The organism is Micromonospora sp. NPDC047753, from assembly GCF_040642735.1.
Classification (GTDB): Bacteria; Actinomycetota; Actinomycetes; order Mycobacteriales; family Micromonosporaceae; genus Micromonospora.
This window is the reverse complement of the sequence record NZ_JBEYSL010000042.1, coordinates 1-23,075: the sequence shown is the minus strand read 5'-3', so window position 1 is coordinate 23,075 and position 23,075 is coordinate 1. Positions and strand designations below refer to the sequence as shown.

Genomic DNA, 23,075 nt, shown 5'->3' with positions numbered 1-23,075 from the left:
TAGCCGTCCACGGCCGCCTGGTCGAAGGCCGGGAAGGCGTGCGGCGCGACGACGTCCTCGGCGAGGACGTTGCCGTGCGCCTGGGTGCGTGGTGCACCACCACGTCGGCGAGCGGCAGCAACTCCGCCTGCGACACCCACGGATGCACGCTGACCTGGTCGGGGATCTCTCCGAGCTGTTCCACTGGCACCCGGCCCGCCGCGACCACCACCTGCGCGCCAAGCGTCGCCAGACCGGCGATGGCCGTGCGGAGCAGCTCAGGCGTACCGAACGCGGTGCCGAGGGTCAGGTAGATCAGCGGCCGGCCCAGGCGAGCGGGCAGTGGGGCCGGCGTCGAGAACGCGACCGGTCGCAGCTCGATCCGGCGTTCGGTGGCGAGGAAGTCCCTGTCCTGCAGCGAGGGTGGCCAGATGTCCAGGTGCGGCCTGCCGACGACCTCGGCGTTCCTGGTCGGGAGTTCCAGACCGATGCCTTCGGGAAACATCCGGCCGAACCCGTGCCACAGGCCCGGGATCCCGGCCCGGTGAGCCGCCACGGCCGCCCCCGGCAACCCCCACTCGTGCACCACCAGGTCGGGCCGCAGCCGCGCCAGCTCCGGTGCGAGATCCTCGGCGTACACCTCGTAGAAGGCGTCGCCAGGGCGGAACGGCCGCAGGCCGTGCGCGGCGAGCGGCGCGTGCACCTCCGGGCCGGCGGCGAAGTGGACCTCGTGCCCGGCGTCCCGGGCGGCGATCGCCAGCGGGATCAGCGGGTAGGTGTGACCGACGGACGCAAGACTGGCGAACAGCACACGCATGGCGACGGACCCTACCTGCCGGACCGTGGGTCCCACCGGGTCTGTCGGCCCGGATACGGTGGGCTCCGGTCAAGTCGGAAGGGCGGTCATGCGTCTGCACGTGGGGTGCGCGATGTGGAGTCACCGGTCGTGGCCGGGTCACCGGCTGCCCCCCACCGAGCGCCTGGCGCACTACGCCAGTTGGTGCGACGCAGTGGAGGGCAACACCACGTTCTATGCGACCCCGGCCCGGGAAACCGTGGCCTCGTGGGCCGCCCAGACGGACCCCGAGTTCCGGTTCGTCCTCAAGCTTCCCAAGGTCATCACGCACGAACGCCGGCTCAGCAACGTCGACGAACCACTGAGCGCCTTTCTGGACGCCATCGAACCGCTCGGCCCGCGCGCCCACACCCTCTGGATCCAACTGCCCGGCTCGTTCGCGCCCGCCGACGTCCCGGCCCTGGGCCGTTTCCTGCAACACCTTCCGCAGTCCCACAGGTACGCGGTGGAGGTGCGCCATCAGGCGTTCTTCACCGAGGAGCGAGCGGCCCGACTGCTCGGGGCGACCCTCGCCGCCGCCCACGCCGAGTGGATCCCCTTCGACACGACCGCCTTTTTCGCGAGCCCGCCCACGAGTGACGCGGAGCGGGACGCCTGGACCAAGAAGCCCCGCGTGCCGCTCCGGTCCCTCGCGCTGACCGACCGGCCGATCGTCCGCTACCTCGGCCGCGACGACCCGACGCGCACGGTCGAGGGGTGGCAGCGCTGGATCGACGTGACAGTTACCTGGCTACGCGAGGGACGCTCGCCGACGATGTTCATCCACACCCCGGACAACGCCGAAGCGCCGACGCTCGCCCGCCGGTTCCACGACGAGGTACGGGCACGCGTACCCGGGCTCGACGCGTTGCCCGAGCCGATCCCGGTCGAGCCGTTGACGCTGTTCTGACCGGACCGTCAGCCCTGCTCGAGCAGGTCGTCGAGGTGGGCCGCCGTACTGATCAGCGAGAGGTGGCTGAACGCCTGCGGGAAGTTGCCGATCTGCTCGCCGGTCGGCGCGATCTCCTCGGAGTAGAGGCCGAGCGGGTTGCTGTAGGTCAGCATCTTCTCGAAGGTCAACCGGGCGTCGTCGAGCCGGCCGGCCAGGGCGAGCGCCTGCACGTACCAGAAGGTGCACATGTTGAAGGTGCCCTCGGTGCCGGCGAGACCGTCCGGCGAGGCCCTCGGGTCGTAGCGGTAGACCAGGCTGTCGGAGACGAGGTCGGCGTCCATGGCCCGCAGCGTCGACTCCCACATCGGGTCGGTCGGCGAGATGAAGTTCAGCCCGGGCATCGCCAGCAGCGAGGCGTCCAGGATGTCGGAACCGTAGTGCTGCACGAACGCGCCACGTTCCTGGTTGAAACCGCGTGTCATCACCTGCTGGTAGATGGCGTCGCGTTCGGCGGACCAGCGGGCGATGTCGCCGGGGCGGCCCCGGCGTCGCGCGATCCGGATGGCCCGGTCCAACGCGACCCAGGAGAGCACCCGACCGTAGGTGAAGTCCTGCCGGCCGGACCGGGTCTCCCAGATCCCGTCCTCGGGCTGGTCCCAGTGGTCGCAGAGCCAGTCCATCAACCCTGCCGTCTTGCGCCACCCCTCGTACGGCGCGATCAGACCGTTGCGGTCCGCGAGTTCCAACGAGATGAGCGCCTCGCCGTAGATGTCGAGTTGCAGTTGGTCCGCCGCGCCGTTGCCGATCCGCACCGGTGCCGAGCCGCGGTAGCCCTCCAGGTGACCCAGCACCTCCTCCGGGATGTCAGGTGAGCCGTCGATGCGGTACATGATCTGCAGGGGCATGTTGCCGTCCCGTGCCTCACGGATGCGCGCGTCGAGCCAGAGCAGATACTTCTGGGCCTCGTCGGTGAAGCCCAGGCGCAGCAACGCGTGCACCGAGAAGGACGCGTCCCGGATCCAGGTGTAGCGGTAGTCCCAGTTCCGCTGCCCGCCGATCTGCTCGGGCAGCCCAGCGGTGGGCGCGGCGACAAGGGCGCCGGTCGGTGCGTACGTCATGAGCTTGATGGTCATCGCCGACCGCTCGACCGCCTCCCTCCAGCGGCCCTTGTAGCGGGAGCGGCCCACCCACCGCCGCCAGTGGTCGCGGGTCTCGGCGAGCAGTTCGCACGCCTCGTCGGTGCTGAGTGCCCGGGGCGCGTCCGGGCTGGCCGTCTCCAGGGCAACCCCGCCGATGTCGCCCGCGTGCAGCGTGAACCGCGCGGACACGCCGTCGGCGTCGCGGTGGAAGTCCCCCACGTGGAACTCCCGCTCCACGTCCTTGAAGGCGGCGAGGGAGAAGGTCAGCGTCGGGCTCCGGAAGACGTCACCCTCGGGGTGCACCTCCAACTCGTACGGATCACGCCCGTAGTTGAACCGCGGGCGGCAGTGGAAGCGGAACCGCATGCTCCCCCGGACCATCCGGACCAGGCGGATCAACCGATGCCGGTCGGTGGCCTCCGCACCGGTGACGGGCATGAAGTCCAAGAGCTCCCCGACACCGTCAGCGCTGTGGAAGCGGGTGATCAGGATCGGCGTACCGGGCAGGTAGAGCTGCTTGCTGGAGTAGTCGACGCCGTCGGGCGAGAGCTGGAAGTGGCCACCGTTGCGGCGGTCGAGCAGCGCGCCGAAGACGCTCGGCGAGTCGAAGCGCGGCGCGCAGAACCAGTCGACGGTGCCGTCCGTGCTGATCAACGCAGCGGTCTGCAGGTCACCGATCAGACCGTGGTTCTCGACTGCCGGGTAGCTCTGCACGTTGTCCCCCGCCATCCGTGCCGGCAATGGCAGCGACTACCCGGGAACTGACGGAAGATGCGACCCGCCGCCCGACACGGCCGAGACCCACCGCTCATTGAGGAAGCAAACCTTCCGCAATCGTCGATAGCGTCATCACCAACGACATCGACGAGACGAGAGGACACCCGATGAGCCTGCGAGGATTCGCCACACTGAACATCTGGGCGGACGACGTGGCAGCGGCCACGGCCTGGTACGCGGACTTCCTCGGGATCGAGGCGTACTTCATGCGCCCCGGCCCCGACGGACGCCCGGCCTACACCGAGTTCCGCATCGGGGACTACCAGGCCGAGTTGGGCATCATCGACAGTAGGTACGCGCCGGCCGGCGCGGCGACCGGGCCCGGCGGCGCGGTCATGCACTGGTGCGTCGACGATCTCGAGGCGACAGTCGCGCGGCTGTTGGCGATGGGTGCCACGGAGTACCAGCCGATCACCCCGCACGGGGACGAGGGGTTCGTCACGGCGGCGGTCGTCGACCCGTTCGGCAACGTGCTGGGCGTCATGAAGAACCCGCACTACCTCGACATCCTCGCCTCGCTCAAGACGACGTGACGGCTCGGCTCAGCCCCATTCGTCCGGGTCCGCCGTCCGCCGCACCAGCTCCGCCGCCCGGTCGGCATCCAACCCGCTGGCGATGAGCAGATCGTGTGCCGCCGTACGGAACTCACCGGCGGCGATCATGCCGGAGTAGCCCAACCGGTGGGTGTGCGGGCGGGTCGGATCCGCTGCGGCTGCCCCCTGCGCCTTCCCGATCAGCTCGACAGCCGCCAGGATCTGTTGGCGGGCCTCCCGTGGTTCCTCCCGCGCGCGGATCGCGCATCTGAGGGTCTGCACGCTCGTTGCCAGCAGGTCGATCGCCGCGGGAAACTCCTCGGATATCGGCTCGTCGTCCCGAAGGGCTTTCGTGAGCCGCCTCGCGATGGACCGGCAGCTGTGCAGGCTGCGCTCCATGTGGCGGACGGCTTCGGTGTAGAAGGCCAGGGATGGTCGTTCACGCCAGCGCAGTGGTGCCAGTCGGACCACCTCCTGTGCAGCGTCGAGCCCTTCGTCCAGCGCTCTCAGTCGAGGGCTGAGCGTCCGCAGCGCGCCCAGACCCCGCTGGGCCGCGCCGAGATCTCGACGGCGGAGCGCTGCGGCCAGGTCGTGCAGAGCGACGAGGGCCGGGTCGAGGACAGGTTCGGCCAGCCGCTGCACCGTCCGCTGCGGGTGGATGGGCACCACCAGCAGACCGACCGCCAGCCCGATCAACCCGCCGACAGCGGCGTCGACGAAACGGGGCACTGACAGGTCCCGTACCGGAGGTTCCAGGGTGGCGATGAGCACCGCGGTGCCGCCGGCCTGGGTGAGCAGCGAACCGCCGCCCTTGAGCAGCACCGCGACGATGATCGCCAGCACGACGACCACACCGGTCTGCCAGGCCCCGATGCCGAAGAACGGCATGAGCGTGTCACCGACGGCGAGCCCGAGAACCACCCCGACCAGCAGTTCGATGGTGCGCCGCAGGCGTGAGCCCATCGAGGCGGCCACGATGCCGACCGCGGTGGTGGGCGCGAGGACCGGGGTGGGATTGCCCAGGAACTGGAACACCACGAACCAGGCCAGCGCCGCCGCGACGCCGGCCTGCACGGACAGCAACCCGTAGAGACGGAGTCGCCAGGCGCGGGTACGCAGCCCGTGGCGCACCCGCTCGCGCAGGCCGTCCGACACCCGGATGGCCCTGGCCCCCTCGCGCGGGGACGGGTCGTCGCCGGTTGCTGGCTGCTGCTTCGCGGGCATCCGCGCCGCTTACCCAGGGCGGGCGTCCCTATCCGGCAGGTACGCGGCCAGAATCGGTCAGTGGGCCGGATTCGGCGTGTGCGGAAGTTTGCCGAGTTGACGCCAGTTCGTCTCCGCGACCTCGACACCGTAGTGGGCGGCAGCGGCGAGGATGTTCTGAAATGCCAGGTCACGCTCCTTGTCGGTAACGCCCTGCACCTGGTCGAACCGGGCGATGGCGTTACGGACGTGGCCCGCGTCGGTCATCGGCTCCTTGCGTTTGTCGGGGAACGCGAAAACGCTCTCCGGCAACTCGCGCTTGTCCTTGTCCGACAGGCCACCGTGTTTCTCGTGGGGTTTCCAGGTCGACGTCATCCCCCACCAGTACCCGCCAACTGTCCGGTAGCACCTCGCTCGCCGACATTTCCCCTGCTGACGGCCCACCACCACAAGATCCATACCATGCGGCCGACGTGCGTGCAGCCCAAGCCCTTCCCCGTCGGTCCTTTGTGGAGTGCGAGCATGGCCGGCATGGGTCCGTGGCGGACACCGTGCGGTGCGAGCCGGAACCTGCCGTAGAGGAACGCTGCCGCTGGGCGGGACACGAACGACCAACCTTCTTTAAGGAAGCTTTAGGAAACTGTCGGTCGTGATCGGGAAGCGCCTACCATACGGCGGCCGTGGCCGTCCGGGTCAGCGCCGTCGTCTGCTCGTTGGGAGTGACCCGTGTCGTACGCCTCGTTGCCCGAACCGGACGCGAGCCAACCGCCGCCCCGTCACCGCCCGCCGAGCTGGTTCACCCGCAACAGACTGGGCGCGGCCGCGGGAGCCGCAGTCGCGCTCGTCATCGCCGCCGGAGGCGTGTACCTGGCCAGTGGCGACGTGACGCCCGAGCCGTCGAACGCGGCCAACGCCCTCGAATACCCCTCGCCACCGGCCGGGCAGCCGGCATCGCCCGGGGTGGCGGCATCGACCGCCGCGACGCCGTCGACCGCCACGACCCCGTCGGCCGGCGCGACACCGTCGACCGCTGCCGCGCCGAAGGCCCCGGCAACCGGCTGGATTCCGGTCGACCGGGCGACCTGGAACGCGCAGGCCGACGCGTACCGGGCGTTGAGGATCGACCCCGTTCCGTCCGGGGTGGGCAACCTCCCGGAGTTCCGGGCCGACTGCCAGTACAGCCACCGGCTACCGGACGACCCGATCGTCGCCCCCGGCCTACCGGGGGCGTCACACATGCACTCGTTCGTCGGCAACAAGGCCGTCGACGCGAGCACCGTCGCCGGCGACCTGACGAAGTTCACGGCCACCTCCTGCAAGCCCGTCCAGGACCACTCCGCCTACTGGGTGCCCACGCTCTACGACAACGCGACGGGAAAGCCGGTCGAGACCACCGGGTTCCGGGTCTACTACCGCTCGCTGGCCAAGAACTCGACAGGCCAGATGCCGATGCCCAACGGCCTGCGCATGATCTCCGGCGACGCCAAGAAGAAGAAGCCGACCCCGCGGGGCGCGACCGGCCAGTTCTACTGCGCCTTCTACGGCCCCGGTGACCTCGACGGCATCGCCCGCAGCACCAATGGCAACTGGCCCATCTGCGGGGGCGACGCGACGCTGCACTTCATGATGCAGTTCCCCGACTGCTGGGACGGCAAGCACCTGGACAGCCCCAACCACAAGGACCATGTGGCGTACGGCAGCGGCAACTCCTGCCCGACCAGCCACCCGGTCCGGATCCCGGCGATCACCTTCGACATCCAGTACCCGGCGAAGGGCACCCCGGCGGGCTACTACCTCTCCTCCGACAAGGAGGGTAAGAGCGCCTCGTCGATGCACGGCGACGCGTTCGTGATGTGGGACGTCGACACCATGAACAAGCGCACCAAGAACTGCGTCCTCGGCCGCCGGACCTGCGACAACTACGGCTACCAGAAGTAGCCCGGGGCCAGGCCCGTGTCGGCCTGGCCCCGGAGTCTGGGTGGATCAGCTACGCAGCGTCCACTGCTGGTTCGGACCACCGTTGCAGGACCACAGGATGATCTTGGTGCCGTTGGCGGTGCCAGCGCCGTTGGCATCGAGGCAGAGCCCGGACTGACCATTCGTGATGGTGCCGTTGCTGTTGACGTTCCACTGCTGGTTCGTGCCGCCGTGGCAGTCCCAGATGATGACCTGGGTGCCGTTGGCAGTGCCGTTCCCGGACGCGTCCAGGCACTTGTTGCCGTAGACGGTCAGTTGCTTGCTGCTGGTGGCGGTCCACCGCTGGTTCGTGCCGCTCCCGCAGTCGTATAGCTGCACCTGGGTGCCGTTCGTGGTCGACGAGTTCGGCACCTCGACACAGCGGCCGGACTGGCCACCCACGAGCTGCCCCTGCCCCGTACCGCTGCCGCCGCCCTGCTGCTGCCGGACGATCGCTGTCGACTCGGCCGACCTGTTGCCCTGTGCGTCGACGACGTAGAGCCGGTACTCGCCCTGCGTGGCCGGTACGGCGATGGAGGTCGCGTTGCCGGCCGCCCTGGTCATCGTCGCCCCGGCGGTGAAGGTGGTCGTGCCGTACGGCGCCAACCAGACCGACTTGGTGGCGTCGCCGGTGCTCCGGATCGGGATCGACGCCGTGGCACTGGCGACGAACGTGCTGGCCGGCAGCACGTAGTTCGGCGCGGAGAAGTTGCTCGCCGGGATGATGTCCCGGTAGGCGTCCTCAAGGCCGGAGTTCGCCGCGATGCCGTACGCCGCCGCCGGCCAGACGTAGTCGGAGGAGACGAGGATGTCGGCGACCGTGCTGTTCGGCAGGTTCTTGTTGGAGACCTTGTTGATCGGGCCGTAGATCTGGGTGATGCTCAGGTCGTGCTTGCGCCCGAAGTCGTCTGAATTGATCATCCAGGTGACGTTCTTGTCGATGCTCAGCACGTTGTCCCGGAAGGTGATGAAGGCCGATCCCTCGTCCGGGTGCAGTCCGTACTTGTGGCCCGAGGGCACGCCCTGGAGATAGTTGTTGGTGATCGTCGTCCCGGGCTGGCTGCCGAGCGTGTAGATCGGCGCGGTGTCACTCAGGCGCTGCACCGTGTCGATGATGTGGTTGTAGCTGATGGTGTTGTTTCTCGCCGTCGTGGTGGGCCGGTTGGGCTGGATCGAACCCGACGACCCGTCGAAGTTCCACCAGCCCCAGCCGAGCGTGATGCCCGACCACGGGGCCTTCTCGATCCGGTTGCGCTGGATGGTGAGGGTGTCGGCGAAGTACGCCGAGATGGGGCTGTGCCCGTTGAACAGGACGGCGCTGTCGTACAGGTAGTTGTTCTTGATGTCGATGTTCTTCGGCAGCCCTTCGACCGACGCGGAGTACTTCTCCCGGTTGGTCGACGTGCCGTCGCCGATGTAGACGTGCTGGGGATGACCGACATTGATGGCCGACCCGGCGATGTCGTTGGTGGCGTTCCCGATCAGCTGCGTGCCCTGCACGTCGTTGACCATGCTGATGCCGTCCGCGCCGGTGTGCTCGATCCGGTTGCGCTGCAACAGGAGGCCGTCAGCGTTCTGGATCTGGATGATGCCGGGGGTGACGTCCACGTTGCGGTAGTGGTAGACGTGGAAGTTGCCCTTGGCGTACACCTGCGCTCCGAGGTTGCCCTGCTGCGCCTGCTTGAAGGACGAGCCGGCCACGTTGAACAGGTTCCAGTCCGAGTGCCGCACCGTCAGACCCGAGAACGTGATATTGCGGGCATGGCTCGACGTCGAGGTGCCGGCCACGCGCAGCACTGTGGTGACGTTGTTCGGCGCGTAGACCGTCGCTGTCGACATGTTCTCGGCACTGGCCTTGTAGTAGTAGACCGTCTTGGTGCCCTTGTCGAAGTAGAACTCACCGGGCGCGTCCAGGAACTCGTACGCGTTCATGAGTTTGTGGGTGCCGCCGACCTGGGCGTTGCCGTTGAACGCGCCCTGCGCGATGGCCGCACCCGGCTGCTGGAAGAGAGCGACCCGGCTCCCGCCGTCGGTGGTCACCTGTCGGACGCCGACGATGGCAGTGGTCCAGGTCGTGCCCGTCTCAATCTCGATGTCGTCCTGGTTGCGCGCGATGGCGGGGAAGTCGCTCTGGTTGTACCTGGCGCCGTCGCACTGCGACCCCGACTCCCAGGCCCACGCGGCCTGGTTGGCCGTGATGTTGTACGTCCCGAAGCACCCGCCGGAGCTGATCGTCTTCGTCGCCATGACAGCACGCTTGTCGTTGACGTAGAGCGCCCGCAGCTTGTTGGCGCGGTCCAGCGGCGCCTTCCAGATGTTGCCGCTGTGCTGGGTCCACCCGGTCACCTGGACGCCACCGTCAAGGACCGGCTTCTCGTTGGCGTAGGCCCCGTAGCTGATCCGGTATCCGTTGGTGCCGGAGTCACTCGACCCGAATTCGATGGTGCTGGTCACCGGATAGGTGCCGCCCCGGAGGAGGACGTTGACGTCGCCGGTCAGGTTTCCGCTTATCGTTCGAACGACGTCCCGCGCACGTTGGATCGTCTTGAACGGCGACTGCAACGTTCCCGGATTGGCGTCGCTACCGTCCGGGGCGACATAGTAGGTCGCCTGGACCGCGGCCGAGGCCGGGAGTTGGTTTGTCAGCACTGCCGGCAGTGTGGCGGCGACAAGCGCCGCCGCCGCCAACACTGACATTCGAGCGGTGGATAAGGCTGACTTCACGTCTGTTCCTCTCACTGGTCGTCGATGTGGTGCCCAAAGTGCGTATCGAGCGACGAGTACGGAACAGCGACGCCACGAAGGGCCGGCGGGGATTTCCGTCGCCCCGACCGCACTCTTTGTTAACCGCCCCGAAATTCTTACTGGGAGCGTAGGTCACACGTCTGACCAATGCAACAGGCAATCGGGGAGCGTCTATGCATAAATGCCCACGGACCGGGCAGACCAGCCATGTCGCCCGGACAACCGTGATCACGTCGTCCGACGAATCCACAGTGCTGTGACGACGTCGCCGCTGAGCACCGAGCCGCCACGCGGCCCGAGCCGGGTCGGGGCCGGGTCGACGATCGACCCGGCCCCGATCTCGGGTCAGCTGATGGAGAACTCCGCCAGCCGCAGCGGGGAGTCGAACACCAGGTACACGTCGTGGGTACCGACGACCCGGGCCAACTCGGTGCTGGCGCTGACGTACCGGTAGTCGTCGCCGGTGCTGGGCACTGTGGCCGTGCCGAGCAGCCGGCCGGTGGGCGACCCCATCCGGATCTGGATCGTGCCGGCGCCCGCACCGGCCTTGGCGACCTTCGCGGTGAAGGTGCGCTCGCCGGCACGCAGCGCGGAACCGTCGAAGGAGATCCACTGACCGGCGGCGGTGGCACCGACCGCCGTACCGCGGGGTTTCGTCTCGTCGACGAGCCGGACCCCCGCGTACCTGTCGAAGTTCTCCGCCCGGGTGGGCCGGGACAGGTCGCGGGCCGGGATGGTCTCACCGCGGACCCGGACCGCGGCGCGGGCGCGGATGTCCTCGACGGACGCCCCGACCATCAGGTCGTGGACTGACGACTCGACCACCCACCTGCCGCGGGTGACGTCCCAGTGCGCCAGATCCACGGCGGGCAGGCGCAGGGTCACCGTACGGGTCTGCCCAGGCGCGAGTTTCACCTGCTGGAACGCCTTGAGCTGGCGGATCGGGGTGGTGTCCCGCGAGGTGCGCTGGTGGGTGTAGAGCTGGACGACCTCGGTCCCGGTCCGGCTGCCGACGTTCGTCACGTCGACACTGGCTGTGATGGTGCCGTCGGCCGCCACCGACTGGGCACCGGCCCGCAGCTGGCCGTACCGGAAGCGGGTGTACGACAGCCCGTGGCCGAACGGGTAGAGCGGTTTCGCGCTGTTGTAGAGGTAGGTCTGCCCGGACGAGATGATGTCGTACTCCAGCAGGTCCGGCGGTAGTTGCGAGTCCGAGCGGTACCAGGTCTGGGTGAGCCGACCGGACGGGTTATGGTCGCCGAAGAGGACGTCGGCGATGGCGTGACCGGTCTCCGCGCCCGCGTGGGTGGACCAGACGATGGCCGGTACGTGCTCCTGCTCCCATCGGATGGTGACCGGGTAGCTGGTCTGGAGCACGAGCACGGTCCGCGGGTTGGCCCTGACCACCGCCTTGACCAGCGCCTCCTGGCCGGCGCTCAACGCCGTCGAGGTCCGATCGTGCGCCTCGCGACCGTTGATGAACGGGTTGCTGCCGACCACCAGCACTGCGGTGTCGGCCGCCTTGGCTGCCGCCACGGCCCGGTCGATGCCGCTGCTGATCACCTCGCGACTGAAGTGGGTAGCTGCGTCCGCTGTCGATGCGCCGAGCTTGAGGGCGCCGTCGTCGCCGACCGTCACGTACGTGTCGGCACCGAACCAGCTCTCAGTGGTCTCGTAGCCGACGTAGCGCAGCACCACGGTTCCGTCGGCCTGCGGCTCAAGCTTGAACTGCTGCTGGACGTACCAGCCGTTCGGCTGTTCGTCCCGGGTGATGAACGGCCCCCAGTTGTAGCCGAGGTAGCGGCCGCTGGCGGCGTTGCGCAGGGTCACCACGTCCTGTCCCCAGTCGACGACGTCGAACTGGGCGACGAGCGCCGGGACGGCACCGGTCCCGAGGACCGGGTCGGCGTCGGTGGTGCCGGTGGCCGAGACGTACCGGCCGGTCGACACGTCCTTCAGCGCGATCCGGTCCGCCCCGTCGAGCCCGCGCACACTGGCCGAGCCGCCCAGCCGTTCGCGGATGCCGTCGAGCGCCGTCACCTGGTAGGGCAGGTCGCCGCCGTACCAGTCCGAGTAGAGGGTGTCGGCCAGCGGGCCGAGCACCGCCACCTTGCGGGTCCGGGCCGGATCCAGCGGTAGCGCCTGCCGCTCGTTCTTCAGCAGCACCATCGCCTCGCCGGCGGCCTGCCGAGCCAACCGCTGGTGTTCGGGGCTGTTGATCACGTCCGGGGTGATGCCGCCGTGCCGGCCGCCACCCGGGTCGAACTCACCCAGCCGGAATCGAATGTTGAGGATCTCGCGGATCCGGGCGTCGATGTCGGCCTCGGTCAGCAGACCGCTGGCGAGGGCCTGCTTGATCGCGGTGATGGTCGGCTGCGCGTTCGTGTCGTCGGTGATGAAGCTGCTCAGGCCGGCCTTGATGATCGCCGCGTTGCCCTCGGCCTGGGTGGCGTAGTACTTCTGGGTGTTGACGAGGTTGTTCGGCGCCCAGGCGTCGGTGACGTTCATCAGCGGCCTGTCGGTCCAGTCCCGGAACACCGTCATCGGGTCCGGGTCCACTGTCGCCGGACGACCGTTGACCAGGTTGTACGACGCCATCACCCCGGTCGCCGCACCGGCCGCGATGGCCGGCTTGAAGGCGGCGCGGTCGTACTCGTTGAGCACCCGAGGCGGCACGTTCGAGGAGGTCACGTCGCGTCGGACCTCGTTGTTGTAGGCCAGGTAGTGCTTGAGGGTCGGCGCGCTCTTCAGGTGGTTCGGGTCACCGCCGGTCATTCCCGACCCGTACGCGGTGGAGATCTTCGCGGTGAGCAGCGGGTCCTCGGAGTAGCCCTCCTCGTTGCGGCCCCACCGGGGGTCGCGCAGCAGGTTGACCACCGGCGCCCAGAGGTTGAGCCCCCAGACCCGGGGATTCTGCGCGTGGTAGCCGCGCGCCTCGTCGCCGACGGCCGAACCGACCTGCTGGATCAGGTCGGTGTTCCAGGTGCTCGCCATGCCCACCGGCTGTGGGAAGGCGGTGCCGCGAGCCTTGACCACCGCGCCGTTGTTGTCGATGTCGGTGGACCAGGCCACCCCGTGCAGCGCCTCGGTGCCGGTCTTGAACAGGCCGATGCCCAGCCGGGGAATGGCCGGCTGGTACTGGTGCAGCCAGGAGATCTTCTCGTCCTGCGTGAGCCGGCCGAGCAGGTCGTCGACCCTGACGTTCACGGGCAGGCTGGGATCTCGGAACGGGTAGGTGGGTTCGGCGAGCGCGGTGCCGGGAACGGCCGGTAGGGCCAGCAGGGCGAGCGCGAGCGCGGTGATTCCGCGCCGAAGGCGCCAGTTCCGCATGCGGTTCTCCTCATGTCGTACGACAGACGCCCAGCGGGCGCCGAGACCGGCGTGACCAGGCTCGACACCCGGCTGACGGGCCTGAACGACGAATCGTCGAAGCGCTTCGACGACCCGGCCGCGTCACCACGGCCATGATTGTTGTGATCCGCGCAACTATAGATGCCCCTCGATGAGCGAGCAATAGCCGCTCCGGCAGGGTGACGTCGTCGGGCCAGCCCAGGACGTCGCGGGAGGCGTACCAACCGATTCACCAGTGGTAGAGCACGTTCACTGTCAGCGCGGCCACCTCGGTGACGAAGAAGACGGCCCAGCCCACCAGCTGACGGGAGCCGACGCGCAGATGCGCGATGAGCGCGCCGATGAAATACAGCACCAGCCCAGCGGCCGCGAGGGTGCCCAGCAGCGGTACGGCGAAGCCCGCCAGCAACCCCAACGAGCCTGCCGCCAGCGCCATGCCCAACCGCGGTACCCATGACCGTGGCACGCGCTTCATGTCCGCCTGGGCCTTCGGATAGTCGTGACCGATCAGGTAGGTGACGGCGGCGAAGCCGGTGAAGATCGACGCGAGAATGGTGACCGTGACGTAGGCAGCGAACATTCTTTCCTCCGTTGTGTCTGCTCACCCCTGGACGATCTGGCAAGGCGGAACGTGACGGCTGCCGGATGCGCAGCGATCAGCTCGCCGGTCGCAGCGCGCCGAACCGTACGCCGGTGGCCTGTTCGGACAGTTCCCACAGACGGCGGCCGTGCTCGGGGTCGGTCGCGGCGGCGGAGAGCTTCGCCGGCGCGGGGTGGCCGCGCAGTTCGCCCGGCCCGCCCGGGGCGACGAGCTGGCCCGGCTGCGCACCGGGGTCGGTGGCGGCGAACAGCTGCGGCCAGACACCGCGGTCGACCGGCTGGGCGAGGAGTGGGTTGCCGATCCGGCCCAGCAGCAGTCGCCAGATCGGTGTGGTGGCGCTGCTCTGCAGATTCGTCGCTGTGTAGCCGGGGTGGGCGAGGAAGCTGCCCAGCGGACTCGCCACGGCGCTGAGCCGCTGGTGCAGCTCGTAGCCGAAGATGGCGTTGGCCAGCTTGGATGTGTTGTAGAAGCCCATCGGAGAGTAGCCCCGCTCGCCGGTCGGGTCGTCGATGCGCATCTTCGCCTGCCGGTGGTTGACCGAGGTGACGGTGACCACCCGTGGATCCCGGCCGGCCAGCAGGAGGTCGAGCAGGAGCCCGGTGAGAGCGAAGTGCCCGAGGTGGTTCGTGGCGAACTGCATCTCGTGGCCCTGCGGGCTGAGGGTGCGCGGCAGGGCCATCACCCCCGCGTTGTTGATCAGCACATCCACCCGGCGATGGTCGGCGTGCATGCCGTCGGCGAACTCCCGCACCGAGTCGAGGTCGGCGAGGTCGATCCGCCGGACTTCCAGGTCGACGCCGGGCCGGGCTGCGGCGATGTCGGCCGCCACCCGGCGACCTCTCTCCTCGTCGCGGACGGCCAGCACGACGCGCGCACCGCGGACGGCGAGTGCCCGGGTCGTGACCAGGCCGAGGCCCGCCGTGGCACCGGTGACGACGAAGGTACGGCCGCTCAGGTCGGGGATCTGTTCAGTGGACCAACCATCGACAGTCATGCGACCCACTGTGCTACTCGTGGCACTCAGTGTCAAGCAATGCGCATGATGCCAACAACGGCATCAAGCGGCAGCGAATGACGTAGCATCGACTGATGAAATCCCGTGCGGACAACAGCCTGGCCGAGCGCAAACGCCAGCTCGTTGCCGACGAGTTGCGTGACGCCGCCCTGATGCTGCTCGCGACCAAGGGTTTCGACGCGGTGACAGTCGACGACATCGTGGCGGCGGCCGGCATGTCACGGCGTACCTTCTTCCGCTACTTCGCGTCGAAGGAGGACGTGGTCGTCCGGTTCCTGGCCGACACCAGCGCGGACATCATCACCGAACTCGCCGCCCGGCCGTCCGCCGAGGCACCGTCGGTCGCGCTGCGCCACGCACTCTGGGTGCCGCTCGCCGCCTGCAACGACCACCCGGAGCACTCCGAGCGGGCCCGGGTCGTCGTCCGTCTGATCCTCGACACCCCCGCCCTGCACGCCCGCTGGCTGGAACGCCAGATCGAGTGGCGCACCGAGCTGTCCGCCGAGTTGGCCAACCGCCGTCGCCTCGACCCGCACACCGACCCCTACCCACGGATGGCCGCCGGGATGGCCCTGCTGGCACTCGACACGGTGCTTCAGCGGTGGCAGCCGGGCGACGACGAGCAGCACCTGGCCGAGCTGATGGACCAGGCGTTCGCCGTCGTGGCACCGGCCCTCGACGCGCCTGCCGCGTCACCCGCCGCCGGCTGAGCACGAGTCAGCGCGGTTTCAGCGCCCCGCACCGGCGACCGTGGTGACCGGTCGGTGAGCCTGCTGAGCGTCCGGCTTGCATCCGGTACCCAGGTACACGCTTACCGTCGTTGGTATGACCACTGACTCCCCGGCGTGGGTGCCCGAGTCGTGCACCCTGCCGAGCGGGCAACGGCCGCTGCGGCTGGTCGAATTCGACAACCTGTTCGCCACCTTCCTGCTGGCGCAGCAGCGGCTGTCCCCCACCGAACTGCTGTGGCGTCTCGACCCGGCCGCCGAGGCGACCGCCCGGGACCTCATCGGCCGGGAAAGCTCCTGCTGCTCGTTCTTCTCGTTCACCCTCGCCGCCGACACTCACACGCTGCGCCTCGACGTACGGGTGCCGGCCGCGCACGTCGATGTCCTCGACGCGCTCGCGCAGCGCGCCGCCGCCGGGATGACGACGTGAGCGGGTTGCGCAGCGGCCAGGTCGCCGCCGCGGCCGGAGTGAACCCGCAGACGCTGCGCTATTACGAACGCCGCGGGCTGCTCGCCGAACCAGACCGAAGCCTCGGCGGGCACCGCCTTTATCCGACCGAAACGGTCACCCTGCTGAAGGTGATCAAAGCGGCGCAGCGGCTCGGGTTCACCCTCGACGAGGTCGCCGAGCTTCTCGACGCGGGCGAGCACCGTCACGGTCGCCACGCCGACGCCGGCCTGCGGGCCCGCGCCCAGGCAAAGATCGCCGAGATCGAGGCGAAGATCGCCGATTTGCAGGTCATCGCCGACACACTGCGCGCCGCGGTGAAAGCCGGCTGCGACGACCTCGTCGAGTGCGCCGGGCAGCCGTGCTGCCCCATCCCCTTCACCACCATGGGTACGGTCCACGGATGACCGTCGTCCGCTCGATCCTGTTGTTCGTCGTCGCCGCCCTGTTCGAGATCGGCGGGGCGTGGCTGGTCTGGCAGGGCTGGCGCGAGCACCGCGGCCTGTGGTGGATCGCCGGCGGAGTCATCGCCCTCGGCGCGTACGGATTCGTCGCCACCTTTCAACCCGACCCGAACTTCGGACGCATCCTCGCCGCCTACGGCGGCGTGTTCGTCGCCGGATCCCTCGCCTGGGGCGTGATCGTCGACAAGTTCCGGCCCGACCGGTGGGACATCATCGGCGCAAGCATCTGCCTGATCGGCGTCGCCCTGATCATGTACGCGCCGCGTTCGGCCAGCGGCTCCTGATCGCCACCAAGCCGGTGGCCTGGGGTCGCATGACAATTCGACCTGAGAAGCGGCGCACCGGAGGCGTTCGGAGTGTTCGGACCTGTTCGGAACTGCCCGCGCGTCTGTCATTCACAGACGGATCGCGCCCACCATCGATCGTGACGACCACACCGGTCGTTTCTCGACGGTAGGAGGTTGCCGATGATCCGCAAGAGTTCACGCTGGTTCGGTGCCACGCTGATGGCGTTGGTGCTCACGGCCACCGGGCTCGTGGCCACCACGAGCACCGCTTCGGCGGGGTACCCCATCATCGTGTATTCGGCCGACCCGTACTCCGCCGGCAACGGCTTCGCCATCTACACCAACTCCGGGATCGATGCGGCGTTCAGAGCCTGCGACGAGGGCGCAGCGGACGGCCGCCGTACCATTGGCCGGATCTGGTGGGAGCCCGTGTACGCCAAGGTCACGCTCCACGCGGCGGGCGGCAGCGGCACCTGCTCCGAGCCCTACTACGTCAGGCTGCTGGCGGGCACGAGAGTCTATGTCGAAGCATGTGAGCGCAAAGGCGCGAACGGCGCCGACGAGAAGTGCCGAACGACCTGGGACATCGTGGGGTGACTGAAGTCGGCCGGCCGGTGTTCGTCAGCCGGCCGGTCGTCAGGCCGGTCGCCGCCGGAGTCATCGCCCTCGGCGCGTACGGATCCCTGATCACCAGGAGCCGATCCTGCGCGCTCAGGGCCCTCGTCGAGGCGCGCGCCTGTCCCCGCGCCGTAGCGTGGCAGGGGTGGCACCACCCCGCATGGCACCGCCGTCAGGGATGAGCCGCCGGCTGACGTTCCTCTTCGCGATGGCGGCGGGAGTGGCGGTCGGCAACCGTGCTCTACCGCGCGATTCCACCGCTGGCACCGCGCACGCGCATGCCCTACGCGCAGCTCATCGCCTCGGTCGGCGCGGTGGTCGTACGAGAGCAGGCGGTCCGATGGACGATCGCGGTTGGTCGCTCCACTCGTGATCCGCGTCGCCCCGCCGGACAACGCAACTCAGAGGGCATGACCGGTTGGTCATGCCCTCTGAACATCGCTGGTGCGCCGCCAGGGACTCGAACCCCGAACCCGCGGATCAAGAGGATCAAGCCGGAACTCGTCACTGCCAGTGCCTACGGCAATACGTGAAGGTGTCGGCGAACGCACGAGAATTCCTTGGTTGAGGGTGTGGATTGTGGCGTTGCCGTGTGGTCGGGTCACCGGCACCGCCGGAGCGGAAATCCGGTGAGATGCGCCCGGGCACCGCCCCTGCCGTGGTTCGCCGTCGGTGGCGCACGTCCGCCGGCACGGAGCTGCAGCGGAACGAATGGCCTCGGGATGACGGTGTGGGCGCCTCCTTCTCACCGAGCACGGAGGTAGCCGTCGGCGGGGTAAGGGCTAGCCTCTGGGGCCATGCCCGACCCTGCGCCGCTTCCCTTGCTGTTCCTCGACGTGGACGGCACCCTCATCCCGTTCGGAACACCCACGGCGACTCAGCCGGGCATACCGCATGGCCACACCCCGGCTCCGGTCCTACCGGCCGACACCCATCCCCTGCTGCACAAGGTCGATCCGGAACACGGCCGCCGGCTGGAGGCCCTGGCGTGTGACCTGGTGTGGGCGACGACCTGGATGGACGACGCGAACGACGTGCTCGCCCCCCTGCTCGGGCTACCGACTCTGCCCGTCGTGGACTGGCCCGACTCCGACGAGGTCGGGCTCCTGCACTGGAAGACCCGTGGGTTGGTCGAGTGGGCGCAGGGACGCCCCTTCGTCTGGGTGGACGACGAGATCTCCCACGCTGATCAGCAATGGGTGTCGGCTCATCACCCAGGCCCGGCCCTGCTGCATCGGGTCGACCCACGTCGCGGGCTGACCGAGCACGACTTCACGGTCATCGAGAGCTGGCTCGTACGGGCGCGGTAGGCAAGCTTCACGCCGTCGCAGTCGCCGTGCTTGGCGGACTGTCTGGCAACCCGGGACCGACGTTGGGGAACGGTGCGTCGAAACGGCGGCACCGGTAGCCGGTTGGGCTGCTCTACTGGGGCGCAAGGTTCGGTAGCAGGTCGTCGTCGCGTCCGGTCTGGGGCAGCCCGGCAGCAACGGCGATGGCCTCGACGGCCTCGTCCAGTCCGGTGGTCTCGGGCAGGACGAGTTCGTCGGGCCAGCCCAGGACGTCATGGGCGGCGTACCAGCCGCTCATGTGCTCGGCGGTGAACTCGCTGGCCTGCGGGCGGGTGAGGTGCCGGCGCAAGGTTTCGGGCAGGGACACGTCGAGATAGCAGAACAGCGAGCGGCCGCGGTGGCTGTTCCGCAGGGAGGTCAGCATGCTGAGGTAGCGGCTGGTGTGCATGATGCCCTCCAGCACCACGTGGTACCCGTGGTCCAGCGCGAACCGGACGGTCTGCCCGATCAACGCCGGTGCGGCGCCGCCGGGCTTGTCGCGCTCGCGCAGCAGAATGCGGCGCAGGTAGTCCTGCTCAACCAGGGCGCAGCCCCGGCCGTGCCGGCGTCGTAGTTCGCGGCCGATGCTGCTCTTACCCGAGCCGGAGTTGCCCCGGATGCAGACGAGGATCGTGTCCGGGCTGCCGGTGGGTTCAGCGAGCACCATGCCTCCTCGGCTTCAGTCGTTGCGGACGGTGAGGTTGAGGGCGGCGACGGCCAGCTGGGTGAGGTCAGGAAGTTGGTCCTCGCCGAGGGTGACGCCGCGCAGGTTGTCCAGCGGCGTCTTGAGGCCCAGGAGTCGGCTGCCCCGCAGATCGGTGCCGTCGAGCTGGCAGGAGTCCAGTTCCAGTCCGGCGAGGTCACATGACCGCAGCGCGATGCGAGGTAGTCGGCAGGAGGACCACGCCCCGTTGGTGAGAGTGCAGTCGGTGAACGCGACCGAACCGGCGGCGGCGACGCGGTGGAAGGTGGAGTAGTCGAAGCGGCAGCCGTCGAACAGGACGTCCTTGAGGCGTACGTCGGTGAGTCTGGTGCCCGTAAACCGGGAGCCGGTGATGGCGCAGCGTTCGATGGCTATGCCGGTCAGGGTCGCGCCGGAGAAGTCGGTGCGGGTGATCTCGCAGCCGTAGAGGCTCCCGGCTTCCCAGGTGCTCTCGCTCAGGTCCACGCCGGTGATCAGACTGCTGCGGATGTGGGCGTCCTCAAGGTGCGAGCCGTGCCACGCGGCGCCCTCGATGAGGGCCTCGGTGAGGCCGTCGGCGAGATTCGTCGTGGTGTCGAGGTCGTCCGGTTCGAGGTCCGGCAGCAGGACCTTCACGTCGCCGATCGTGGTGGTGCGCATGTGTCCTCAACATGGGTGGGCGCGAGGTGGGTGGTTCCGTTGGAACAGCTTCCGTTGTGGGGACCGAGCGCCGGCGAAGGTCCGAGACCGAAGCCTGTCCTGGCGCGACCAGCGACACTCTGCCTCCTGATCACAGTGAAGGCGGCATCCAACCCCTCCGTCCAACGTCTTGTAGTCCCGTTTGCTGAGCGCCTGGATGGCGAGTTGGTCGGCCAGGCGCCCGGTACCGGCATCGACCACTTACCCAAAGAACTCCTCGTCATCGAGTATGGCCACGTCCTGGCCTGGCAGCCGATGGCGTCAGCGGCGGCGAAGTGCAGTTGATGACGCCCAGTCAGATGTGGGCCCGAGCATTCGCGAGGGGGTTGCCAGCACCATCTCCGTACTTCTGCTGCTCGCGTTCAGAGCCGTAAAGCGAAAGCAGCCAGCGGGCGTGAGCCACTCGGTCTTCCACCCTTTGTCCCGATGGCTGCGCGGTGATCCACAGCTCTAGGTTCTCAGGGCGATTGTCCGCGCGGTCACCGTTCTTGTGATGCACGTTCTCGTGCCGGACGAGATAACGACCTAGCTCCTGCTCCATCACGTGCCGATGTTGGTTGACCCAGCCTTTGTGTTGAGCGTTGGGGTGGTCGGGGAGGTAGACATGGACGTAGCCGAATTTTGTCGTCCTTGTCGATACGCCGGGAACTGGGCGGCTGCGGGTTGGAGCGTCCATGTCGGTGCCCTTGTACTTCCGCATGTAGTGCAGTTGGCAGAGGCCACGGGAGTAATACGGGTCGGTGCAGCCTTGCCACTCGCAAAATTCCGGCTTGTGCTCCGACCGTACCGATTCGCGCATCGGCGCGTCCATGTCGGTGCCTCGCTGCTGGCGTAGAAGGTGGGCGTTGCAGAGACCTTTGCCCCGACACGGTCGGCTACATCCTAAGTGGCTGCACGTCTGGGGTTCGCCGCGAATAGGCATGTCCAAAGCCCAGCCTCGGTCCACCCGTCGCTGGTGCGGATCGCACATCAGGGATGCGGCCAGCTTCCGAAGCCTGCTGCAGCCCTCGACCTCACAAACGCGTTTCTCGGAGCGCAGGCGGCGCAACTCGGTCGTCGACATGTCCATCGGCAGGCCCTGGCCCTGGCGGAGTTGGTGAAATCCGCAGAGCGATGCGTACGATGCCGGCCGTCGGCGACATCCCTTGTAGGCGCATGCCTGTCGGCTCATGGGTTCACCTGCGCATTCTAGTACTCCAGCTGCTCTTCCTCAGTGCCGTACTGCGCTAGGAGCCAACGAGCATGGGCGATCCTGTCGGGGACTCGCTGGCCGGCTGGCTGGGCAGTAATCCAGATCTCCAGGTTCTCGAGTCGGTTGTCGGCACGGTCACCGTTCTTGTGATGGACGTTCTCATGCGGTTGTAGCAGGCGTTTCAGATGTTGCTCCATGACGTACCGGTGGTGGACCACCCAACCCTGCCCAACGGCGTTCGGGTGGTCGGGCACAAAGATGTGAACGTAACCTTGCAGAGTTTTGCGTAGAGTTACGCCCGGCATCCGGGGATTCTTCCGCGGAGGCCCGTCCATCGTCAGCCCGTTGTAGCGACGTCCGTAGTGCAGGCTGCAGAGCCCGGCCGATCGGAGTGGTCTGGCGCAGTCCCGCCAGGTGCACGTGTCCGGCCATTCGCGCCCGAGCCACGACTCCCGCACCGGCGCAGTTAGATCGAGCCCTTTTCGTTGTCGTTGCAAGTGGGCGCTGCAAAGTCCACGCCCCTTATGCGGGTGGTCGCAACCAGGCCGTTCGCATCGGCGTGGAGTTTCGGCACGGAACGGCGTATCCATGGGCAAGCCTTGTTTCTGGCGTCGTCGATGGCCAGCGCACAATCCCTTTGCGGCAACCCATCGACCACACTCGCCGGCAGAGCACACTTTCGGTCCGAACAAGGCGGATCTCGGTGCATCCAGCGGAAGGCCGCGGTCAAGGCGCAGCTGATGGCGTTCGCAGATCTGCGAGCCCGGCAGGGGTCGCCTGGCGCACTCCTCGACGTGGCAGCGGGCGCTACCCCGGTTCTTGATTGGCGCATCCATTGGCAATCCGAGGTTCTGCCGGCGTGTGTGCGCAGCGCAGAATGCCGAACGCGCGGTCTTCCGACGTCCACAACCGTTGAAGGTGCAGACACCGCTGGCGGATCGACTTGCAACCGGTTTCTCCAGCGGAAGTCCTTGCTCCTGACGCCGTCGATGAGGGCCGCACAAGCCTGCTGCACCGTCGCGTCGACGCGCGCAATCACCGTAGGCGCAGACCGGCCTGCCGTTTACGCGACGCGGCTTCTCGAATGATGCCATCACGGCCGGCACCGTAGCCGGAGGGTATGACAGAAGGTGACGATCGACCGAGGCGGAACGACATCATGATCCACCAGGCTCGGTACCGTCCGGACGAAGCTCGCAAACGATGTCGCATAGCCGCCGCTGCGACGGCGAGGTCGACCGCGATATCCGCAACCCGACCCAGGAGCGCGACCAGGGCGAAGTCGTTCGGGTTGGCCGACAGTCGGCGGTGGTGATCAGCGCCTCGAACTGTAGGTGCCCCAGCCCAAGGGCCGGCGACTCGGACGGCATCGTGGGCCGACGGACATAGTCGGCCGGCGAATGCTCCAGGATGGTGTCGATGACGCAGCCCGATAGCACCTGACCACGACAGGTCCATCGGCTCCCGAGCACCTGCCGAGCTACCACCCACCATCGCCGTAGGCGAAAAGGCCCCGACCCAGTGTGATTCACCAGTTCAGGGCCTTGCTCGTTGGTGCGCCGCCAGGGACTCGAACCCCGAACCCGCGGATTAAGAGTCCGCT

20 protein-coding genes and 1 pseudogene are annotated in these 23,075 nt (G+C 68.2%); 10 read left to right on the top strand and 11 right to left on the bottom strand.

The features are described 5' to 3' along the window. Window positions 1-86: pseudogene (locus tag ABZ749_RS06080) on the bottom strand (hypothetical protein); the annotation flags it as partial. A gap of 822 nt (window positions 87-908) precedes the next feature. Here ABZ749_RS06080 and ABZ749_RS06075 point away from each other — a divergent pair. Beyond that, window positions 909-1,724 carry a DUF72 domain-containing protein gene (locus ABZ749_RS06075; protein WP_357223329.1) on the top strand — a complete coding sequence of 272 codons (816 nt, stop codon included), beginning with the start codon at window positions 909-911 and terminating at the stop codon, window positions 1,722-1,724. Between the two features lie 8 nt (window positions 1,725-1,732). Here ABZ749_RS06075 and ABZ749_RS06070 read toward each other — a convergent pair whose 3' ends face one another. Continuing rightward, window positions 1,733-3,559, bottom strand: a complete 1,827-nt coding sequence (locus ABZ749_RS06070) for a glycoside hydrolase family 15 protein (protein WP_357223326.1) — start codon at window positions 3,557-3,559, stop codon at window positions 1,733-1,735. Between the two features lie 170 nt (window positions 3,560-3,729). Here ABZ749_RS06070 and ABZ749_RS06065 point away from each other — a divergent pair, with 170 nt between their 5' ends. After that, window positions 3,730-4,155 (top strand): VOC family protein, encoded by a 426-nt coding sequence (locus ABZ749_RS06065; protein WP_357223324.1) that lies wholly within the window; start codon window positions 3,730-3,732, stop codon window positions 4,153-4,155. A gap of 9 nt (window positions 4,156-4,164) precedes the next feature. Here the strand turns inward: ABZ749_RS06065 and ABZ749_RS06060 are convergent, their stop codons facing one another. After that, window positions 4,165-5,379: an FUSC family protein gene (locus ABZ749_RS06060; protein WP_357223321.1), complete on the bottom strand. Its 1,215-nt coding sequence runs from the start codon at window positions 5,377-5,379 to the stop codon at window positions 4,165-4,167. Between the two features lie 57 nt (window positions 5,380-5,436). After that, window positions 5,437-5,733, bottom strand: a complete 297-nt coding sequence (locus ABZ749_RS06055; RefSeq protein ID WP_357223318.1) for a DUF6582 domain-containing protein — start codon at window positions 5,731-5,733, stop codon at window positions 5,437-5,439. Window positions 5,734-6,084: 351 nt separating this feature from the next. Here ABZ749_RS06055 and ABZ749_RS06050 point away from each other — a divergent pair, with 351 nt between their 5' ends. Next, window positions 6,085-7,296 carry a DUF1996 domain-containing protein gene (locus ABZ749_RS06050; RefSeq protein WP_357223316.1) on the top strand — a complete coding sequence of 404 codons (1,212 nt, stop codon included), beginning with the start codon at window positions 6,085-6,087 and terminating at the stop codon, window positions 7,294-7,296. Between the two features lie 45 nt (window positions 7,297-7,341). Here ABZ749_RS06050 and ABZ749_RS06045 read toward each other — a convergent pair whose 3' ends face one another. Together ABZ749_RS06045 and ABZ749_RS06040 are read right to left on the bottom strand one after the other, a co-directional pair. Continuing rightward, window positions 7,342-10,011 (bottom strand): ricin-type beta-trefoil lectin domain protein, encoded by a 2,670-nt coding sequence (locus tag ABZ749_RS06045; RefSeq protein ID WP_357223313.1) that lies wholly within the window; start codon window positions 10,009-10,011, stop codon window positions 7,342-7,344. A gap of 393 nt (window positions 10,012-10,404) precedes the next feature. Next, entirely contained in the window at window positions 10,405-13,389 is a 2,985-nt protein-coding gene (locus ABZ749_RS06040) for a glycoside hydrolase family 3 C-terminal domain-containing protein (protein WP_357223311.1), read from the bottom strand. A gap of 12 nt (window positions 13,390-13,401) precedes the next feature. Between ABZ749_RS06040 and ABZ749_RS06035 the strand changes: the two genes are divergently transcribed. Next, the gene (locus ABZ749_RS06035) at window positions 13,402-13,527 is read left to right on the top strand and encodes a hypothetical protein (protein WP_357223309.1); all 126 of its coding nucleotides are present in this window, start codon (window positions 13,402-13,404) and stop codon (window positions 13,525-13,527) included. A 112-nt stretch (window positions 13,528-13,639) separates the two neighbouring features. Here ABZ749_RS06035 and ABZ749_RS06030 read toward each other — a convergent pair whose 3' ends face one another. Together ABZ749_RS06030 and ABZ749_RS06025 are read right to left on the bottom strand one after the other, a co-directional pair. Next, window positions 13,640-13,990: a DoxX family protein gene (locus ABZ749_RS06030; RefSeq protein ID WP_357223306.1), complete on the bottom strand. Its 351-nt coding sequence runs from the start codon at window positions 13,988-13,990 to the stop codon at window positions 13,640-13,642. Window positions 13,991-14,066: 76 nt separating this feature from the next. Further along, window positions 14,067-15,005 (bottom strand): oxidoreductase, encoded by a 939-nt coding sequence (locus ABZ749_RS06025; protein WP_357223303.1) that lies wholly within the window; start codon window positions 15,003-15,005, stop codon window positions 14,067-14,069. Between the two features lie 95 nt (window positions 15,006-15,100). Here ABZ749_RS06025 and ABZ749_RS06020 point away from each other — a divergent pair, with 95 nt between their 5' ends. The 6 genes from ABZ749_RS06020 to ABZ749_RS05995 all read left to right on the top strand — a co-directional run bounded on the left by ABZ749_RS06020 (window position 15,101) and on the right by ABZ749_RS05995 (window position 18,881). After that, window positions 15,101-15,736 carry a TetR family transcriptional regulator gene (locus ABZ749_RS06020; RefSeq protein WP_357223300.1) on the top strand — a complete coding sequence of 212 codons (636 nt, stop codon included), beginning with the start codon at window positions 15,101-15,103 and terminating at the stop codon, window positions 15,734-15,736. Window positions 15,737-15,851: 115 nt separating this feature from the next. After that, window positions 15,852-16,184, top strand: coding sequence for a hypothetical protein (locus ABZ749_RS06015; protein WP_357223297.1), 333 nt, complete (start codon window positions 15,852-15,854; stop codon window positions 16,182-16,184). Beyond that, window positions 16,181-16,609, top strand: coding sequence for a MerR family transcriptional regulator (locus tag ABZ749_RS06010; protein WP_357223294.1), 429 nt, complete (start codon window positions 16,181-16,183; stop codon window positions 16,607-16,609). Before ABZ749_RS06015 ends, ABZ749_RS06010 begins: the two co-directional genes overlap by 4 nt. Further along, complete coding sequence (locus tag ABZ749_RS06005; RefSeq protein ID WP_357223291.1) at window positions 16,606-16,950, top strand: YnfA family protein; 345 nt, start codon at window positions 16,606-16,608, stop codon at window positions 16,948-16,950. Before ABZ749_RS06010 ends, ABZ749_RS06005 begins: the two co-directional genes overlap by 4 nt. A gap of 183 nt (window positions 16,951-17,133) precedes the next feature. After that, the gene (locus ABZ749_RS06000) at window positions 17,134-17,550 is read left to right on the top strand and encodes a hypothetical protein (RefSeq protein WP_357223288.1); all 417 of its coding nucleotides are present in this window, start codon (window positions 17,134-17,136) and stop codon (window positions 17,548-17,550) included. Between the two features lie 818 nt (window positions 17,551-18,368). Further along, window positions 18,369-18,881, top strand: a complete 513-nt coding sequence (locus ABZ749_RS05995; protein ID WP_357223285.1) for an HAD domain-containing protein — start codon at window positions 18,369-18,371, stop codon at window positions 18,879-18,881. A gap of 112 nt (window positions 18,882-18,993) precedes the next feature. Here the strand turns inward: ABZ749_RS05995 and ABZ749_RS05990 are convergent, their stop codons facing one another. From ABZ749_RS05990 to ABZ749_RS05980, 3 genes are all read right to left on the bottom strand, one after another. Beyond that, the gene (locus ABZ749_RS05990; RefSeq protein ID WP_357223282.1) at window positions 18,994-19,563 is read right to left on the bottom strand and encodes a kinase; all 570 of its coding nucleotides are present in this window, start codon (window positions 19,561-19,563) and stop codon (window positions 18,994-18,996) included. A 15-nt stretch (window positions 19,564-19,578) separates the two neighbouring features. Continuing rightward, window positions 19,579-20,241, bottom strand: coding sequence for a pentapeptide repeat-containing protein (locus tag ABZ749_RS05985; protein ID WP_357223279.1), 663 nt, complete (start codon window positions 20,239-20,241; stop codon window positions 19,579-19,581). Between the two features lie 334 nt (window positions 20,242-20,575). After that, on the bottom strand, window positions 20,576-21,091 hold the full coding sequence (locus ABZ749_RS05980; protein WP_357223276.1) for an HNH endonuclease: 516 nt from the start codon (window positions 21,089-21,091) through the stop codon (window positions 20,576-20,578). Between the last annotated feature and the right edge of the window lie 1,984 nt (window positions 21,092-23,075).

Bases quoted from the DNA above. Each gene is read 5' to 3' on its own strand.
- ABZ749_RS06055 (WP_357223318.1), bottom strand. From the start codon at position 5,733: ATGACGTCGACCTGGAAACCCCACGAGAAACACGGTGGCCTGTCGGAC.
- ABZ749_RS05985 (WP_357223279.1), bottom strand. From the start codon at position 20,241: ATGCGCACCACCACGATCGGCGACGTGAAGGTCCTGCTGCCGGACCTC.
- ABZ749_RS05980 (WP_357223276.1), bottom strand. From the start codon at position 21,091: ATGGACGCGCCGATGCGCGAATCGGTACGGTCGGAGCACAAGCCGGAA.
- ABZ749_RS06020 (WP_357223300.1), top strand. From the start codon at position 15,101: ATGAAATCCCGTGCGGACAACAGCCTGGCCGAGCGCAAACGCCAGCTC.
- ABZ749_RS06005 (WP_357223291.1), top strand. From the start codon at position 16,606: ATGACCGTCGTCCGCTCGATCCTGTTGTTCGTCGTCGCCGCCCTGTTC.
- ABZ749_RS06030 (WP_357223306.1), bottom strand. From the start codon at position 13,990: ATGTTCGCTGCCTACGTCACGGTCACCATTCTCGCGTCGATCTTCACC.
- ABZ749_RS06025 (WP_357223303.1), bottom strand. From the start codon at position 15,005: ATGACTGTCGATGGTTGGTCCACTGAACAGATCCCCGACCTGAGCGGC.
- ABZ749_RS06060 (WP_357223321.1), bottom strand. From the start codon at position 5,379: ATGCCCGCGAAGCAGCAGCCAGCAACCGGCGACGACCCGTCCCCGCGC.
- ABZ749_RS06000 (WP_357223288.1), top strand. From the start codon at position 17,134: ATGATCCGCAAGAGTTCACGCTGGTTCGGTGCCACGCTGATGGCGTTG.
- ABZ749_RS06040 (WP_357223311.1), bottom strand. From the start codon at position 13,389: ATGCGGAACTGGCGCCTTCGGCGCGGAATCACCGCGCTCGCGCTCGCC.
- ABZ749_RS06035 (WP_357223309.1), top strand. From the start codon at position 13,402: ATGTCGTACGACAGACGCCCAGCGGGCGCCGAGACCGGCGTGACCAGG.
- ABZ749_RS06075 (WP_357223329.1), top strand. From the start codon at position 909: ATGTGGAGTCACCGGTCGTGGCCGGGTCACCGGCTGCCCCCCACCGAG.
- ABZ749_RS05995 (WP_357223285.1), top strand. From the start codon at position 18,369: ATGCCCGACCCTGCGCCGCTTCCCTTGCTGTTCCTCGACGTGGACGGC.
- ABZ749_RS06045 (WP_357223313.1), bottom strand. From the start codon at position 10,011: ATGTCAGTGTTGGCGGCGGCGGCGCTTGTCGCCGCCACACTGCCGGCA.
- ABZ749_RS06015 (WP_357223297.1), top strand. From the start codon at position 15,852: ATGACCACTGACTCCCCGGCGTGGGTGCCCGAGTCGTGCACCCTGCCG.
- ABZ749_RS06065 (WP_357223324.1), top strand. From the start codon at position 3,730: ATGAGCCTGCGAGGATTCGCCACACTGAACATCTGGGCGGACGACGTG.